Annotated in this window: 14 protein-coding genes and 2 riboswitches; of the genes, 7 read left to right on the top strand and 7 right to left on the bottom strand. The window is 68.3% G+C overall.

Annotation, left to right across the window (positions count from 1 at the left end; all coding sequences use genetic code 11):
- Nucleotides 1-84: 84 nt before the first annotated feature.
- A riboswitch (cobalamin riboswitch) is annotated at nt 85-350 on the bottom strand.
- 151 nt (nt 351-501) lie between these two features.
- Nucleotides 502-2,640, top strand: a complete 2,139-nt coding sequence (locus GJG85_RS08405) for a TonB-dependent siderophore receptor (protein WP_089488433.1) — start codon at nt 502-504, stop codon at nt 2,638-2,640.
- 93 nt (nt 2,641-2,733) lie between these two features.
- On the opposite strand, the gene GJG85_RS08400 is transcribed toward GJG85_RS08405, so the two are convergent.
- A complete protein-coding gene (locus GJG85_RS08400; protein ID WP_176015671.1) occupies nt 2,734-4,230 on the bottom strand; it encodes an EAL domain-containing protein in 1,497 nt (498 codons plus the stop codon).
- Between the two features lie 298 nt (nt 4,231-4,528).
- Nucleotides 4,529-4,765: riboswitch (cobalamin riboswitch) on the top strand.
- A gap of 109 nt (nt 4,766-4,874) precedes the next feature.
- On the opposite strand from GJG85_RS08400, the gene cobA reads away from it, so the two are divergent.
- From cobA to GJG85_RS08380, 4 genes are read left to right on the top strand one after another with little or no spacing between them, the layout of a single operon-like run.
- Entirely contained in the window at nt 4,875-5,684 is an 810-nt protein-coding gene (cobA, locus tag GJG85_RS08395; protein WP_235356174.1) for a uroporphyrinogen-III C-methyltransferase, read from the top strand.
- A complete protein-coding gene (locus GJG85_RS08390) occupies nt 5,681-6,058 on the top strand; it encodes a cobalamin biosynthesis protein (protein WP_050012625.1) in 378 nt (125 codons plus the stop codon). Before cobA ends, GJG85_RS08390 begins: the two co-directional genes overlap by 4 nt.
- A gap of 34 nt (nt 6,059-6,092) precedes the next feature.
- The gene (gene cobO, locus GJG85_RS08385; RefSeq protein WP_089488432.1) at nt 6,093-6,695 is read left to right on the top strand and encodes a cob(I)yrinic acid a,c-diamide adenosyltransferase; all 603 of its coding nucleotides are present in this window, start codon (nt 6,093-6,095) and stop codon (nt 6,693-6,695) included.
- A gap of 2 nt (nt 6,696-6,697) precedes the next feature.
- Nucleotides 6,698-8,008 (top strand): cobyrinate a,c-diamide synthase, encoded by a 1,311-nt coding sequence (locus GJG85_RS08380; RefSeq protein ID WP_204383230.1) that lies wholly within the window; start codon nt 6,698-6,700, stop codon nt 8,006-8,008.
- Between the two features lie 35 nt (nt 8,009-8,043).
- Here the strand turns inward: GJG85_RS08380 and GJG85_RS08375 are convergent, their stop codons facing one another.
- A complete protein-coding gene (locus tag GJG85_RS08375; protein WP_089488431.1) occupies nt 8,044-8,331 on the bottom strand; it encodes a type II toxin-antitoxin system ParD family antitoxin in 288 nt (95 codons plus the stop codon).
- Nucleotides 8,332-8,443: 112 nt separating this feature from the next.
- Complete coding sequence (locus GJG85_RS08370) at nt 8,444-9,607, bottom strand: M20 aminoacylase family protein (protein ID WP_050012622.1); 1,164 nt, start codon at nt 9,605-9,607, stop codon at nt 8,444-8,446.
- A 359-nt stretch (nt 9,608-9,966) separates the two neighbouring features.
- Here GJG85_RS08370 and GJG85_RS08365 point away from each other — a divergent pair, with 359 nt between their 5' ends.
- Complete coding sequence (locus GJG85_RS08365) at nt 9,967-11,037, top strand: type IV toxin-antitoxin system AbiEi family antitoxin (protein ID WP_050012621.1); 1,071 nt, start codon at nt 9,967-9,969, stop codon at nt 11,035-11,037.
- Nucleotides 11,006-11,911, top strand: a complete 906-nt coding sequence (locus GJG85_RS08360) for a nucleotidyl transferase AbiEii/AbiGii toxin family protein (protein WP_050012620.1) — start codon at nt 11,006-11,008, stop codon at nt 11,909-11,911. Before GJG85_RS08365 ends, GJG85_RS08360 begins: the two co-directional genes overlap by 32 nt.
- Before the next feature lie 44 nt (nt 11,912-11,955).
- Here GJG85_RS08360 and GJG85_RS08355 read toward each other — a convergent pair whose 3' ends face one another.
- The 4 genes from GJG85_RS08355 to GJG85_RS08340 all read right to left on the bottom strand — a co-directional run bounded on the left by GJG85_RS08355 (nt 11,956) and on the right by GJG85_RS08340 (nt 14,738).
- Nucleotides 11,956-12,372 carry a PIN domain-containing protein gene (locus tag GJG85_RS08355; RefSeq protein ID WP_089488429.1) on the bottom strand — a complete coding sequence of 139 codons (417 nt, stop codon included), beginning with the start codon at nt 12,370-12,372 and terminating at the stop codon, nt 11,956-11,958.
- Nucleotides 12,369-12,632 carry a type II toxin-antitoxin system VapB family antitoxin gene (gene vapB, locus GJG85_RS08350; protein WP_050012619.1) on the bottom strand — a complete coding sequence of 88 codons (264 nt, stop codon included), beginning with the start codon at nt 12,630-12,632 and terminating at the stop codon, nt 12,369-12,371. Before vapB ends, GJG85_RS08355 begins: the two co-directional genes overlap by 4 nt.
- Nucleotides 12,633-12,882: 250 nt before the next feature.
- Complete coding sequence (locus GJG85_RS08345) at nt 12,883-13,899, bottom strand: GNAT family N-acetyltransferase (protein WP_089488428.1); 1,017 nt, start codon at nt 13,897-13,899, stop codon at nt 12,883-12,885.
- Nucleotides 13,899-14,738 carry a formyltransferase family protein gene (locus tag GJG85_RS08340; RefSeq protein WP_089488427.1) on the bottom strand — a complete coding sequence of 280 codons (840 nt, stop codon included), beginning with the start codon at nt 14,736-14,738 and terminating at the stop codon, nt 13,899-13,901. The genes GJG85_RS08345 and GJG85_RS08340 overlap by 1 nt, the downstream gene beginning before the upstream one ends.
- Nucleotides 14,739-14,775: the final 37 nt, after the last annotated feature.

Below are 14,775 nucleotides of genomic sequence, written 5' to 3'. Positions count from 1 at the left end.
GGACATGGTGCTTCCTTGCGAACGGTCGACATCGTGAATGCCAACACGGCTGCGGCCGTGGACGATGCGCCGCCTCCCCGCGGCGCTGAACCCCAACGTTTAGGCCGGTATCCGGGCTGACGAACACGCCGCTTCGCCTTCCCGGATGCGCGGCATCCAGTGGCGGTCGTCCGCATGCGCATGGCATGCGGCGAAGCGGCGCTGCGTGGCGCTTCTCGCGCGACGCGTTCGCTTACCGTTGCGGGGGCAGCACAGGTTGGCTCGACTGCGGTGCAGGCAGGCTCCCTGTTTCCCGTTTAACTGCGCGTGCCGGAGCGGCGCGCGCGAGCACCAAAACGCGTGCGAGTGTAGGCGGCGGGGCCGGGAGCGTCAAGGCGAGCGGCCCTCGGCGAACGCGAATGATTGTCGTTTTCAACTGATCGGGATAAACTTCGCCGACAACAACGCAAACCATCGCGCAACGGCAATGTGAGGCAATCACTCAGTCATCCTTAAATTTTCATGTCGAAACGACAGATATCCGGGCGGCGCTTTCCTGTGCTGGCCCTGTCGCTGTGCTCGCTCGCCGGCGTGGCCTCCTTCCCTGCGCCGGCGGCCGAGTTCGACGACGAACTGCCCGCGCTCGAGGTGCGCAGCCGCCGTCATCCGAACGATCCGCGCGCCGAAAGCGTGAGCACGGCAACCCGCACCGCGAGCGATCCGCGCGACGTCCCGCAAACCATCGACAGCGTCGCAGTCGACGAAACGCTGTCCTACGGCGGCCGCACGCTGGCCGACGCGCTGGCCGGCGTGCCGGGCGTGTCCAATACGTCGGATACGCGCTTCGATTCGTTCCGCATTCGCGGCTTTTCCGCCGCGGGCGACCTGTTGCTCGACGGCATGCGCGACGATGCGCAATACGTGCGCAGTCTCGGCAACATCGAACGCGTCGAAGTGCTGAAGGGGCCGGCGGCGGCGCTGTACGGGCGCGGCAGCGGCGGCGGCGTCATCAACCGGATCACCAAGCAGCCGTTGCCGGAAAACTTCGGCCATCTGTCGGCGGCGACCGGCAGTGATGGACGGCTCGGCGCATCGGTCGATCTCAACCGGATGCTGTCGAGCGCATGGAGCGTGCGGCTCAATGCCGGACGCGAACACGCCGGCAGCTTCCGCGACCACGTCGACGGCACGCGCCAGACCATCGCGCCGTCGATCAAATGGCGGGACGCGCGGCGCAGCTGGCTGCTGCAGTTCGAATACGACGCGTACCGACGCGTGCCCGATCGCGGCATCCCGGCGCCGGTCGCCGCGCTCGACGCGGCCGGCAAACCCGTTGCGTACTCACTGCCGTCCGAGCGGCGCGCGACCTTCTTCGGCGCGGCGGGACGCGACACCATCCGCGACCAGAACATGAACTGGCGCTCGGTCTTCACGCACGCGCTCGGCGGCGACTGGGAACTGCGTCATACGCTGGGCGTGCTGGATTTGCGCAGCACCTTCGACAATACCTACGTCACGCAAAGCTACGTCACGAAGCCGCGCGACTACCGGCGCGTGCAACGGGCACGCTACCTGCAAGACATGACGCATCTCAACGTGCAGACCGGCGTCGAACTCGGCGGCAAGGTCGCGACCGGACCGGCGCTGCATCATCTGCTGTTCGGCATCGAATACGGCTGGCAGAAACGCAGCCCGACGCTCTGGCAGGCCGACGCGACGCCGGTCCCGATCAGCGGACCGGATCGTTTCGCTCTGGCCGGTTCGGCGCCGCGCCCGTATGCGATGAACCGCCATCGCGTGAGCGACTACGCGATCTTCGCGCAGGACCGCATCGACCTCGGTCGAGCGTGGAAGTTGCTCGGCGGCCTGCGCGGCGAACGTTTCGACGTCGATTCGACCAACGTGCTGAACGATCTGCATTCGCGGCGCACGACGACGGCATGGAGCCCGCGGCTCGGCGTCGTGTGGTCGCCGGTCCGCGCGCACAGCGTGTATGCGTCGTACAGCAAGAGCTTCGCGCCGGTCGGCGGCGACCTGATCGGCATCACGCCGGACGCGCGCGGCAACGCCAACGATCTCGGCCCGCAATACAACCGCCAATACGAGATCGGCGTGAAAAGCGACTGGCGCGGCGGCGCGCTCACCACGACCCTCGCACTGTTTCAGCTCGATCTGTACAACCGCCGCGTCGCCGACCCGGTGCGGCCGGGCTTTTTCGACCTCACCGGCCTCGAACGCAATCGCGGCCTGGAACTGGGCGTCGCCGGCCGGCTCACGGGCGACTGGTTCGTCCGCGGCGGCATCGGCTGGCAACACGCGCGGGTGGTCGACGCCGAGCCGAAGTACGCGGGCAAGCGGTCGGCGGGCGTGTCCGGGGCGAACGGCAGCCTGTTCGTCAGCCATGCGCCGCTGCGCGGATTTTTCGCCGAACTCGGGCTGGTGTACGAAGGTGCGCGTTACGCCGATCGCGACAACCTGCTCGAACTACCCGCCTACGTTCGCTGGGACGGCAAGGCCGGCTATCGCACGCGCGACTTCGAGGTCACGCTGGCGGCCGTCAACCTGACCGATCGCGACTATTACGCGAATGCGACGGGCCTCGCGCAGATCATGCCCGGTGCGCCACGCACGTTCACGCTGACGGCGGCGTACAAGTTCTGACCGCGCGGGCCGCGCCGACGCCCCGCACGGCCGGCCCGCGGGGGACGGCGTCAAGACGAGCGGTCGTCGCGACCGGCGTTTCGGTCCGGATGCTCAGCCGGTTCGCGGCGACTGCTCCGCGATCGCTTCCTGCAGCGCTTGCACTGTATCGGGACGCCCGAAATACCAGCCCTGCGCGCCGATCGACAGCCCCGGGATGTCGAGCATCTGCGCCTGCTCACGGGTCTCGACGCCCTCAAAGACCACGCCGACCCCGAGCCGACGGGCAATCGCGAGGATCTCCGGAATGATCGAGGTGCCATCATGCTGCGGCGCGGCTGGCAGAAGCGAACGGTCGACCTTGATGTAGTCGATCGGAAGATGCTGCAACAGGCTCAGGCTGGAGTAGCCCGTGCCGAAATCGTCCATGTAGACGGGATGCCCGAGATCGCGCAATTGCCGAAGCGCCGGCACAATTTCCGGCAGTTCCACGGTCGACCGCTCGGTCAGTTCGAAGCCGACATGCTTGCGCGACAATCCGGCCGGCCAGCAACGGTCCAGCGTCGCCATCAGGCTGCCGTCCCGCAGTTCGTCAGCGCTGACGTTGATGGTCACGCGAAAGTCCGGCTCGCTGTCGAACAGCAGGCGCATCTCCCGCAGGACCGTGCGCACGACGAAGGCCGTGACGTCGGCGATCATGCCGGCGCGTTCGGCGTCGGCAATGAATACGTCGGGTGCGGCTGGCCCGTCGATCCAGCGGATCAGCGCCTCGGCGGAGACGATCCGCGATGACGCGCCCAGCGCGACGATCGGCTGATAGCGCAGGACAAATTGCCCGTTTGCCAGCGCTCGACGTATCTGCGCGGGAAGCGCCGTCCACCGTCGGTGCAGCATCAGCGCCCCGAGCCCCAGACAGCAGCCCGCCGCGCCACCGGCGATCCCCAGCAGCCAGGCGGCGTGCCGACTGGCGTTTGCCAGTGCTTGCGGTGTCACGACGACGATCGTGCACACCGGCACGCGGGCCGAGCAGAATGATTTGCCGTCCCGAAACCCCGGCACCTGGCTGGCATCGACGTACGCCGGGACGCCGCGCGCGTCGAGCCCGATGACGAGCGCGGTTGGGTGGCCTTTGAGCCCGATCACGTAGTGCAGACCTGACGGCGGCAGTACCCTGAATGCGTCCAGATCCATCAGCAGGTTCGCCCTCCTTCCCGCGACCACGAGCCCCAGCGTGTCGGGGCTCGACAACAACGGCACGGTCCAGAAGGCCGACATCGCGTCGGTCAGCCGGAATGGCTGTCGCTTCGGAGAAAAGGGCCTGGGCAGCATGCCCAGCATCGTCGTGCAAAGCAGATCGGTGCCCGACAGGCGTCCGACGTCCTTGACGTACTTCGACTGCACGGAAGCCGATCGCAACAGGCGCAGGTCTCGCGGCGAGCAGTCCGCGTACGGGGAGGCATCCACGTCGGCAAGCGTCCTGGCCGCCGAATCGAACACAAGGTCGATCTGCTGCACGACTTGCGCCCCCAGCCCCGCAACCGATTGCGCCAGCACGGTCTTCGTAACAAGCGGCCAGGCTTTCAGCGCCAGTCCTGCCGAAACGACCAGCATGCCGATCGCGAGTGCATAACCGGCCCCACTGGAGGTTGTCCATCTGCGTACGTTCGCCATAGGCGCGGCACTTCGCGATGTAGTGGCCATCGCCCTGCAGGTCCGGCAGAGCGAGCCGATTTTGGTATGGGTCTCGTCAGCTTCGTGCGACTGGCAGCCCGAAGCCGGCGCCTTGCTTACGATGTCGACCAGATGATTGCACACCAATATTGCGGGTACGCAATGCTTCTTCCCCGGATTGAGTCCCGGACGGATGCGGGCGCGGTTCGCCGGCCTCGCGCCCGACGCACGCTGTGCTATCGTATGCGCCGCGTTCGGTGCTCGCATGCGCATTCCGCGCATGCAGTTAAACGGGAAACAGGAGGCGGACATCCGCCCGGCCTGTGCTGTCCCCGCAACGGTACGCCGCCCGCGCAACGCGCTTTCCCGCGCGTGCGCCCAGGCCGCCCGCGATGCCACTGCCCTTCGACGGGCGGGAAGGCTGCGGCCTGGCAAGCGGCCAGCCCGGATACCGGCCGACGCAAGGGGCGAGCGCGATGCTCGCCGAACGCCCGATCCGCGGGGAACGGATGGGGTGCGCATTCCACCCGCGTTCGCGCGGGTTTCGCCCGATCCGACATGCACTGCCTGCCCGCCGGCCGCCGATGCGCCGCCCGCCTTCCCTGTTCCACTGTTTCGACACGGTGCGCGCCGTGCCGCGCGCGATGAGCCGCGCGTGGCTGATCGGCGCCGGCCCCGGCGACGCCGACCTGCTGACGCTCAGGGCCGTGCGCGCGATCGGCGCGGCCGACGTGCTGCTCGTCGACGATCTCGTGAACCCCGAGGTGCTGCGCCATGCGCGCGCCGATGCGCTGATCGAGCACGTCGGCAAGCGTGGCGGCCATGCGTCGACGCCGCAGGCGGCGATCGTGGCCGCGATGCTCGCGCACCTGCGCGCGGGCCGCAGCGTCGCGCGGCTCAAGGGCGGCGATCCGTTCGTGTTCGGCCGCGGCGGCGAGGAGCTGATCGCGCTCGGTGCGGCGGGTTGTCCGGTGGAAGTCGTCAACGGGATCACCGCGGGCATCGCCGCGCCGGCCGCGCTCGGCATCCCGGTCACGCACCGCGGCGACGCGCAAGGCGTGATCTTCGTCACGGGCCACGGCGCGGGGGCCGACGAGCCCGACTGGCGCGCACTCGCGGCCACCCGCATGACGATCGTGGTCTACATGGGCATCCGCCGGCTCGACGCGATTGCCGCGGCGTTGCGCGACGGCGGGCTGCCAGCCGACACGCCGTGCGCGGCGATCGAGAACGCGACGCGCCCCGAACAGCGCCACGTCGTCGCGACGCTCGATACGCTCGTCGATCGCATCGCGGAAACCGGTATCGGCTCGCCGGCGATCGTCGTGATCGGCCGCGTCGCGGCGCTCGCCGACGATCCGGCGGTGCGTGCGGCGCTCGGCGGCCACGCATGATGCGCGTCGCGCTCGGTGTCGGTTTCCGCGCGGGCGTCACGGCCGCGCAACTCGATGCCGCGATCCGCGCCGCGCTCGCGTGCTACCCGGCCGCCGAACCGGCGCTCGTCGCGACGCTCGCCGACAAGGCGCGCGCCCGTGCGCTGCGCACGCTGTGCGCGCGCCGCGGCTGGCCGCTCGTCGCGTTCGACGCGGCGCAACTCGCGAGCCGCCCGGAACTGGCCGCGAGCGGTCCGTCCGGCGCCGCGCTCGCCCGCTTCGGCATCGCGGGCGTAGCCGAGCCGTGCGCGCAGCTCGCCGCGCCGCACGGCCGGCTGCTCGGCCCCAAATCCATCCGGGACGGCGTGACGGTCGCGCTCGCCGGCCCGCTTTGAACCCATTGTTTCGCTTTCGACAGGACGACTCCCGATGAAGACCGATTCCGAATCCCATCAGCGGATGGCCGAACGCCGCCGCGCCGGCCATGAAAAGAAACAGGCCGCCGCCACCCAGGAAAAGGGCCTGCTGATCGTCCACACCGGCAACGGCAAGGGCAAGAGCACGGCCGCGTTCGGGATGGCCGTGCGCGTGCTCGGCCACGGGATGCGGCTCGGTGTCGTGCAGTTCATCAAGGGCGCGCTGCATACGTCCGAGCGCGACTTCCTCGGCGCGGTCGCGGAGTGCGATTTCGTGACGATGGGCGACGGCTATACGTGGAACACGCAAAACCGCGACGCCGACATCGCGACCGCGCGCAAGGGCTGGGACGAGGCGCGCCGGATGATCGAAAGCGGCGATTACCGGATGGTGATCCTCGACGAGCTGAACACCGTGCTGAAGTACGAATACCTGCCGCTCGACGAAGTGCTCGCGACGCTCACGGCTCGACCGGAGTTGGTGCACGTCGTCGTCACCGGGCGGCACGCGCCCGATGCGCTGATCGATGCGGCCGATCTCGTCACCGAAATGCGGCTCGTCAAGCATCCGTACAAGGAGCAAGGCGTGAAGGCGCAGCGCGGCGTGGAGTTCTGAGCATGCCGGCCTGCCCCGCGCTGTTCGTCAGCGCGCCCGCGTCCGGACAGGGCAAGACGTCGGTGACGGCCGGCCTCGCGCGGTTGCACCGCCGGCTCGGCCGTCGCGTGCGCGTGTTCAAGACCGGGCCGGATTTTCTCGATCCGATGCTGCTCGAACGCGCGAGCGGCGCACCCGTGCATGCGCTCGATCTCGGGATGGTCGGCGAGGCCGGTTGCCGCGCGCTGCTCGCCGACGCCGCGCACGACGCGGACCTGATCCTGATCGAAGGCGTGATGGGGCTATTCGACGGCACGCCGAGCAGCGCCGATCTCGCGGCCGCGTTCGGCGTGCCGGTCGTCGCGGTGATTTCGGCGAAGGCGATGGCGCAGACGTTCGCGGCGATCGCGTTCGGGCTCGCGCGGTTCCGGCCCGAGGTGCCGTTTCACGGCGTGCTGGCGAACCGCGTCGGCTCGGCACGGCACGCGGAATTGCTGCAACAGGCGTTGCCCGACGACCTGCGCTGGCTCGGGCACGTGCCGGCCGATGCAGACATCGCGTTGCCGGAGCGGCATCTCGGGCTGCATCAGCCGGCCGATATCGACGATCTCGATGCACGGCTCGAGCGCGCGGCCGATGTGCTCGCGCAAACCGCGCTTGTCGAGTTGCCGGCTGCCGTCACGTTCGCGGAACCGGACGTGGCCGCGCCGCTGCCGCGCGCGCTGGCCGGCAAGCGGATCGCGGTGGCGCGCGATGCGGCGTTTTCGTTCATCTATCCGGCCAATCTCGCGTTGCTGGATACGCTCGGTGCCGAGCCGCGGTTCTTCTCGCCGCTCGCCGACGAACCCGTGCCCGACGATTGCGATGCATTGTTTTTGCCGGGCGGCTATCCGGAACTGCACGCGGCGACGCTTGCCGGGAATGCCCTGACCGCACGAACGATTCGCGCGCATGCGGCAGCCGGCCGGCCGATCGTCGCGGAATGCGGGGGGATGGTGTACCTGTGCGAATCGCTGACCGACGTGGACGGCTCGACGACGCCGATGCTCGGCCTGCTGCCCGGGCATGCGACGATGCAGCGCCGGTTCGCGGCGCTCGGCATGCAGCAGCTCGATACGCGCACCGGGCCGATGCGCGGCCATACGTTTCATTATTCGCGGCTGGATACGGCGCTGGCGCCGGTCGCGACCGCGGCCCGGCCCGATGGCGAGGCTGGCAGCGGCGAAGCCGTTTATCGCGCGGGTGCGATCGTCGCGACGTACATGCACATGTACTGGCCGTCGAATCCGGATGCGGTCGTGGCGCTGTTCGGTGGGGAAGCATTCGAGACATGATCGGCCGGCCTTCGGCGGTACGACGCCAACGCTCTTCAGGATTCGGGACAGGAAGCGTGTGACCAGGCGTGACCGGCCTTGACCGCAACGCGTTGCGCCCGCATGCGAGCCAGGAAGGTTTCTCCGTCGAACGTCTTGGGATGACCGGAGGCCTCCCCGGCGTCCAGCGCGTCATGCAACACGCGCACCTGTGCGTTGCATGATTCGGGCGGCCGCCATCTCGCTCGCATGGTGTCGCTATCGGAACATCGCTCCGACAGCCCGCCGGCGTCGACGTACTCGACAACGTGATCGTCTGGAGAAACAGGCGCTTTTCTCGACATGATTCACTTCGTTTGAGCACGATGGGCATATATCAAGGCCAGGTACATGTCGTCTGTCATGACTGGGAGCGGATTGTGAATGCCCGGCCCCAACCTCGCACCGCATCCTCCATCACACCAGAAACGCCTCGGCCAACTTCACCCAGTACGACGCGCCAGTCGGCAGCACCGCATCGTTGAAGTCGTAGCCGGGGTTATGCACCATGCAGCCGCCCTCCCCGTCGCCGTTGCCGATGATCAGATAGCAGCCCGGCCGTTTCTCGAGCAGGAACGCGAAATCCTCGCTGCCGGTGAGCGGCACCATCCCGTCGATCAGATTGGCTTCGCCGCCCCATTCGCGTGCGACGCCGCGCGCGAACGCCGTCATCTCCGCATCGTTCACGAGCACCGGATAGCGGCGCTGGTAGTCGATCGTCGCGGTCGCGCCGAACACGGCCGCCTGCGCATGGACGACCTCCTTGATGCGCGTTTCGAGCAGGTCGCGCACGTCGGGCTTCAGCGCGCGCACCGACAGGCGCATCTGCGCGCGATCGGGAATCACGTTCGGCGCGTCGCCCGCGTGGATCGCGCCGACCGTGATGATCGCCATGTCGAGCGGCGACACGTTGCGCGACACGATCGTCTGCAACGCCAGCACGATCTGCGCGCACACGACCACCGGATCGATCGCCCGGTGCGGCACCGCGCCGTGGCCGCCGCGGCCCTGCACGTCGATGACGACGGTATCCGACGACGCCATGAACGGCCCCGGCAGGAAACCGAACTTGCCGGTCGGGAAGCCCGGCATGTTGTGCATCGCGAAGATCGCGTCACACGGAAATTGCTCGAACAGCCCTTCGTCGAGCATCTTCTTCGCACCGCCGAGCCCTTCCTCGGCCGGCTGGAAAATCAGGTTCAGCGTGCCCGAGAAGCGGCGTTCGCGCGCGAGGTGCTTCGCGGCCGCGAGCAGCATCGCCGTGTGACCGTCGTGGCCGCACGCGTGCATCTTGCCCGCGATCGTGCTCTGGTACGGCAGGCCCGTCGCTTCGTGGATCGGCAGCGCGTCCATGTCGGCGCGCAGGCCGAGGCGCTGCGCGCCATCGCCCACTTTCAACTGCGCGACGACGCCGGTGCCGCCGAGCCCGCGATGCACGGCGTAGCCCCACGACTGCAACTGCTCGGCGACGAGCTCGCTCGTCGCGAATTCCTCGAAACCCAGTTCGGGATGCGCATGGATGCGGTGCCGGATCTCGATCATTTCGTCGGCGAGGCCTGCGGGGATCACGCTGTGCGTCACGGTGTCGTCTCCTGTTGTGCAGTGGGGAATGTGCAGGCAAGGATAGTGCGTCGAGCAGCAACCGGACAGACAGAAAGTCGTCGTGGCGGCAACCACTGATTGCCGGTCGGATCGCGCACGCAGGGGTCGAAGCGTGGCCCTCGCGAGCGCTATGCCGTCCGGACGACTGCCGCTGGCGATCGGCACGCACGACACTGTGTGTTCAGGTTCGAATTTTCATGCGGAGGGGATCGTTGGGTGTCGCTCAACAATCTGGAATAATCCATTTACATCAAATGGTTGGGAACGTTTGTTCATTTTTTGACGAATGTACATTTTTTGTGTACGCTGACAAAACAGTGAACAAGCGATCCTCCGTGATGCCCGCAAACGCTCCTCTTCCGATATCGGAACAGCACGTGCTCGATGAGGCCTGTGCCGCGTTCGCGCGCGCGAGCCGGCGCTTCGCTGCGCGGCCCGTGCGCGTGCCGGCGACGTACCGGGCGCGCGCCGACGCAATGATCCGCTTCGACATCGCCGGGCAGACTATCGAGATGCCGGCGGCCGTGAGCATCGGCGTCGAATCGCTGCAGGGCGCGCTCGCGGCGCTGCGTCGCCGCGGCGGCACGCCGGCGCCGGGCGAGCGGCCGCTGATGCTGGTCGCGCCTTATTTTTCCGCCGAACTGGCCGCCCGCCTGATCGAGCACGACATCCCGTTTCTCGATACCGCCGGCAATGCGAGCCTGATCCAGCCGGGGGCCACCGTGATGATCGCCGGTCGGCCGAAACCTGCCCGCACGCCGCGCCGTCAGGCGTCACGCGCGACCACGCCGAAGGGGCTCGCCGTGATGTTCGCACTCGCGACGCAGTCGGGCCTCGTCGCGCAGCCGTATCGGGGGATTGCCGCCGCGTCGGGCGTCGCGCTCGGCACGGTCAACCTTGCGATGGACGATCTGATCGCGCGCGGCCTCGTCGCGCAACGGCGCAACGGCGAGCGCCTGATTCCCGACTGGCCGCGCTTCGTACAGGAGTGGGTCGCGCTCTACCCGAGCCGCCTGCGCGCGAAGTTGCCGGCCCGGCGGTTTGCCGCGATCTCGCCAGACTGGTGGCGCGACTTCGATTTCGCGTCCTTCGATGCGCAACTCGGCGGCGAACCCGCGGCCGATCTGCTGACTCACGATCTGAAGCCGGCCACGATCACCATCTATACGCACGGCGCCGTGCCGAACCGCCTGCTGCTGCAAGGCCGCATGCGTCCGGACGAACGTGGCGACGTCGAAATCCTCGAAGCGTTCTGGCCGCGCTCGCCGGCGCTCGACTGGCGCGAGCAGGATGTGCCGCTCGTGCCGCCGCTTCTGATCTATGCGGATCTCGTCTCGTCCGGAGACAGCCGCAACCTTGCCGCCGCCGCGCAGCTCCATGACCGATACCTCGCCCACCCGCCCGCTTGAAATCGATGCGAGCCGGCCGCTCGAGCCGGCGGCGGTCGCGCTGCTGCAAGCGGTCGGCGCGGCCTGCGCGCATCTCGACGCGGCCTTCGTCGTGGCCGGTGCGACCGCGCGCGACATTCTGATGTGGCACGTGCACGGCATCCGTCCGGTGCGTGCGACGCGGGATGTCGACGTTGCCGTATGCGCGGTGAGCTGGCCGTTTCACGCGCAGCTCGTCGATGCGCTCGTCGCGACCGGACAATTCGCGCACGCGCCGAAGCATCAGCAGAAGCTGCTGTTCGACAGCGGCACGCCGGGTTTTCGCACCGAACTCGATCTCGTGCCGTTCGGGCCGCTCGAAACGCCGCCCGGGGAAATCGCGTGGCCGCCCGGCGGCGAGTTCGTGCTGAACGTGCTGGGTTTCCAGGAGGCGGTCGATACGGCACTGCCCGTGTCGGTCGGCGCGGGCGTCGTGGTGCCGGTGGCCAGCCTGCCGGCGCTCGTGCTGCTGAAGCTGCTTGCGTGGAAGGACCGGCGCGCGCGCCAGAACAGCGACGCGTACGACCTGCTGTTCCTGCTCACGCATTTTCACGACGCGGGTAATCGCGAGCGCATCTGGGACGTCGCGCCCGATCTGGTGGAACGACATGGTTTCCAGCCGGAGCTGGCGGCGGCGGCGTTGCTGGCGCGCGATGCGAAACGGATTGCGTTGCCGCATACGCGCGACGCCATTCACGCGCTGCTAGCCGACGAAACGATGTACGCGATGCTCGGGCAGGACCTGCTGGCACGTGCGTTCGCGCTGTTGCCGGGTGAGTTCGACGACGACGCGGACCGGTATCTCGACGCGTTCCGTGACGCCTTTCTTGCCGGCCCACCCGCCCGCCGCGTGTGACGTGACGCAGCCCGGCAAGCGGACGACGCTGCCGCGCGTCGGGGTCAAGCCACCCAGTCTTCGACGGGCAACCCCGCGACACGACTGAATTCGCGGCCGTTGTTCGTGACCAGCACCGCGCCGGCCGCGATCGCGTGTCCGGCGATCGACGCATCGTTCGCGCCGATCGGCGTGCCGCGTAGGGCGAGATCCGCCCGAATCGCGGCGGTGGCGTCGACTGCCGCCGAATCCCACGACAGCACGCCATCCAACCGCGAAACGAAGGCCGTCACGAGTTCCGCATGCTTCGGCGACGCTTTCTTGCCCACCGCGCCAAAGCGCATCTCGGCGTAGGTCACGGCCGACACGACGATCCGGTGCTGTGCGTTGACGCACGACTGCAACCGCGACAGCACCACGGGCGGCCGCTCGCGCATGATGAACGAACAGATATTCGTATCGAGCATGTAGAGCGTGGTCACCGGTTGGACTCCGACGGCGCGTCGGCATCGCCGGACAGGTCGAAGCGACCGGACTCGATGACGGCCGGGCGTTCGGCCAGGAAATCGGCATCGGCCAGCGGTTCGTTCGCGAACGACAGCCACGTGGGACGTACCGGCCGCAACAGCAGCGTGTCGCCCTCGCGGCGGATCTCGAGTTCCGTGACACCCTCGAACTCCATGTCCTTCGGGATGCGGATTGCCTGGTTACGGGCGTTCTTGAAAATGGAAACAGTGCGCATGAGCCACTCCATGGGAGTACGATGCGCCCATTCTAAACATATGCTGGCATATGTCAATTTGTCGGGACGCGCATTCGCGGTTGCGTCCCACGTTGTCGCGGATGTCTGATTCATGCTGCCGGCCTGTCGTCGATGAGAGGAGCGATCCATTCTTCACGACGCAGGCCGCGCGGTCCATATACCGGACGGCCGATGCATGCGCATCGCCAGGCTACGCAGGCCGTCGCACCGACGCCGCGCGCCCGCCTCGTCACGGCAACCGGAAAGTGTCAAAGAACGTATCGCGCTCGATCACCGTGAGCGCCGCGCGCTTGTGCGGGAAATCGAATTCCTTCAGCGTGTAGAACCCGAGCCGATGCATGTACGCGATATGCCGCACGTGATCGACGCGCGGCTCGCCGACGAGCCGCTGCGTACGCGGTTCGTCGACGAACATGTAGTGCAGCACCCCGCTCCACCACGCATGCAGCTTGCCGGCGCTCTGGAACCGCGAGTCGCCGATCAGCAGGTGCAGCCCGCGATCGTAGTCGTGCGCGTCGTAGAACGGCGCGAGGCGGTCCTCCTTCGCCCAGTAGAACTCGAAATAGCCGAACGGCGTGTCGTCGAAATAGCCGATCATCGGGTGCATGTGCGGATCGGCCAGCCGTTCGGCGAGATACGCCGCATGCTCGTCGCGCGTGCCGCGCTGGTCCCAGAAATGCGCGACGCGGTCGAGGTTCATCCAGCCGCTGAACAGGTCCGCGTGCGCGTCGATGTCGACGGTGCGCAGGCTGAACGTCATCCCGACCTGCGGCATCGCGCGCGCATAGATCTCGCCGGCCGGCGACGGCGGCCGCACCGGATGCCGGTGGCCGTTCGTGATCGCGTAGCGCAGCGGCATCCCGCCCGACGCAGGCGCCTTCAGCCACGGCCGCGGGTTCTGCCAGAACGTCGTGCGCGACACGGTGAGCCGCAGCGCGTCGCCCGCGACCTGCGCGCCGTCGATCACGCCTTCGCGCACCGCCCGCGCGACGTACGAGGCCACGGCCGCCGCATCGGCGCCGCCGAGCGGCACCGTGATCGTCGCCGCGTCGTGCCGCGTGTCGGTGTTGAACAGCGCCACTAACGTCGGGAGCAGCGCGTCGGGCGCGTCGTCGGGCCGCCATGCGTCGAGCGCATGCTCGACGACCGCCGCCGCCTGCCCGTGCGCGGCGCCGTCGAGTGCGGCGGCCACTTCACCTTCGACGGCGTCGGCGGCGCCGGCCGGTTTCGTCAGCGTGTCTTGCATCACAATGCTCCCGCGTCGTGGCGATCGGCGAGCACATGCAGCCCGCGCTCGAGCGCCGGAAACAGGCTGCGCTGGAAGTTGTTCCAGCGCAGTTCGAGAATCGTGTCGTCCGGCGCGATCGGCGTGTCGAGCACGTCGCAGATCACCTCGCCGGAATCGATACCGTTGTCGACGTAGTGGAACGACGCGCCCGTCATCGTCACGGGTTCGATGGACGACGTCGCGCCGGTGGCCCAGTCGACCCGTTCGCCGCGCGCGCCGTGCAGCGCGTCGAGCGTCGCCCACGCGCCGCGCCGCTGGTACGGCGAATCGTCGGCGGTGATGCCCGGGTGGATGTTCGCGATGCGCCGGTGAAAGCGCGCGCCCGGCCGCACGAGTTCGTCGAGGATCACGAGCAGCCCGTCGAGCACGACGACGTCGGCGTCGAGTTCGAGCAGGCGCTCGAGCAGGCGGCGCTCGAACGCCTGTTTGCCGGCCACGCGCTCGCGCGCGTCGCGCGGCAGCCGCCGGTACGTCGACGGGATCGAACAGAACAGCTCGTCGACCGGCCGGCCCTGCACCGTCAGCCCTTCCGGCAGGATCCACGGGCGGCCCGGCGTGCGCGCGAAGCCGTAATCGGCCACTTTCGCGCGGTCGGCCGGCGAGCTTTCGTCGTCGTCGACGATCACGCCCTGGAGCGTGTAGCGTTCGCCGAGCGGCGAATCGTTCAGGCGCTCGACGAGGAATTCGAGCGGCGCCTTCATGTAGCGCGTGCCGCCGCGATAAGCGACCGGCTGGCCGGCGCGATCGGCCGCGCCGTTGCGCAGCGACTGGATGTAGACGAGATTTTTCTTCGGCATGGAGGCGTCGTGGAAAAAAGCGGACGAAGGCGCCGCG

It is taken from the genome of Burkholderia sp. MS389, assembly GCF_016899425.1.
Classification (GTDB): Bacteria; Pseudomonadota; Gammaproteobacteria; order Burkholderiales; family Burkholderiaceae; genus Burkholderia; species Burkholderia sola.
The sequence above is the reverse complement of the archived record's forward strand: the minus strand, read 5'-3'. Positions and strand labels throughout refer to the sequence as shown.

Excerpts from the sequence above, each read along its gene's own strand:
- GJG85_RS08405 (WP_089488433.1), top strand. The coding sequence starts at position 502 with ATGTCGAAACGACAGATATCCGGGCGGCGCTTTCCTGTGCTGGCCCTG.
- GJG85_RS08400 (WP_176015671.1), bottom strand. The coding sequence starts at position 4,230 with ATGCTGGTCGTTTCGGCAGGACTGGCGCTGAAAGCCTGGCCGCTTGTT.
- cobA (WP_235356174.1), top strand. The coding sequence starts at position 4,875 with ATGCGCCGCCCGCCTTCCCTGTTCCACTGTTTCGACACGGTGCGCGCC.
- GJG85_RS08390 (WP_050012625.1), top strand. The coding sequence starts at position 5,681 with ATGATGCGCGTCGCGCTCGGTGTCGGTTTCCGCGCGGGCGTCACGGCC.
- cobO (WP_089488432.1), top strand. The coding sequence starts at position 6,093 with ATGAAGACCGATTCCGAATCCCATCAGCGGATGGCCGAACGCCGCCGC.
- GJG85_RS08380 (WP_204383230.1), top strand. The coding sequence starts at position 6,698 with ATGCCGGCCTGCCCCGCGCTGTTCGTCAGCGCGCCCGCGTCCGGACAG.
- GJG85_RS08375 (WP_089488431.1), bottom strand. The coding sequence starts at position 8,331 with ATGTCGAGAAAAGCGCCTGTTTCTCCAGACGATCACGTTGTCGAGTAC.
- GJG85_RS08365 (WP_050012621.1), top strand. The coding sequence starts at position 9,967 with ATGCCCGCAAACGCTCCTCTTCCGATATCGGAACAGCACGTGCTCGAT.
- GJG85_RS08360 (WP_050012620.1), top strand. The coding sequence starts at position 11,006 with ATGACCGATACCTCGCCCACCCGCCCGCTTGAAATCGATGCGAGCCGG.
- vapB (WP_050012619.1), bottom strand. The coding sequence starts at position 12,632 with ATGCGCACTGTTTCCATTTTCAAGAACGCCCGTAACCAGGCAATCCGC.
- GJG85_RS08345 (WP_089488428.1), bottom strand. The coding sequence starts at position 13,899 with ATGCAAGACACGCTGACGAAACCGGCCGGCGCCGCCGACGCCGTCGAA.
- GJG85_RS08340 (WP_089488427.1), bottom strand. The coding sequence starts at position 14,738 with ATGCCGAAGAAAAATCTCGTCTACATCCAGTCGCTGCGCAACGGCGCG.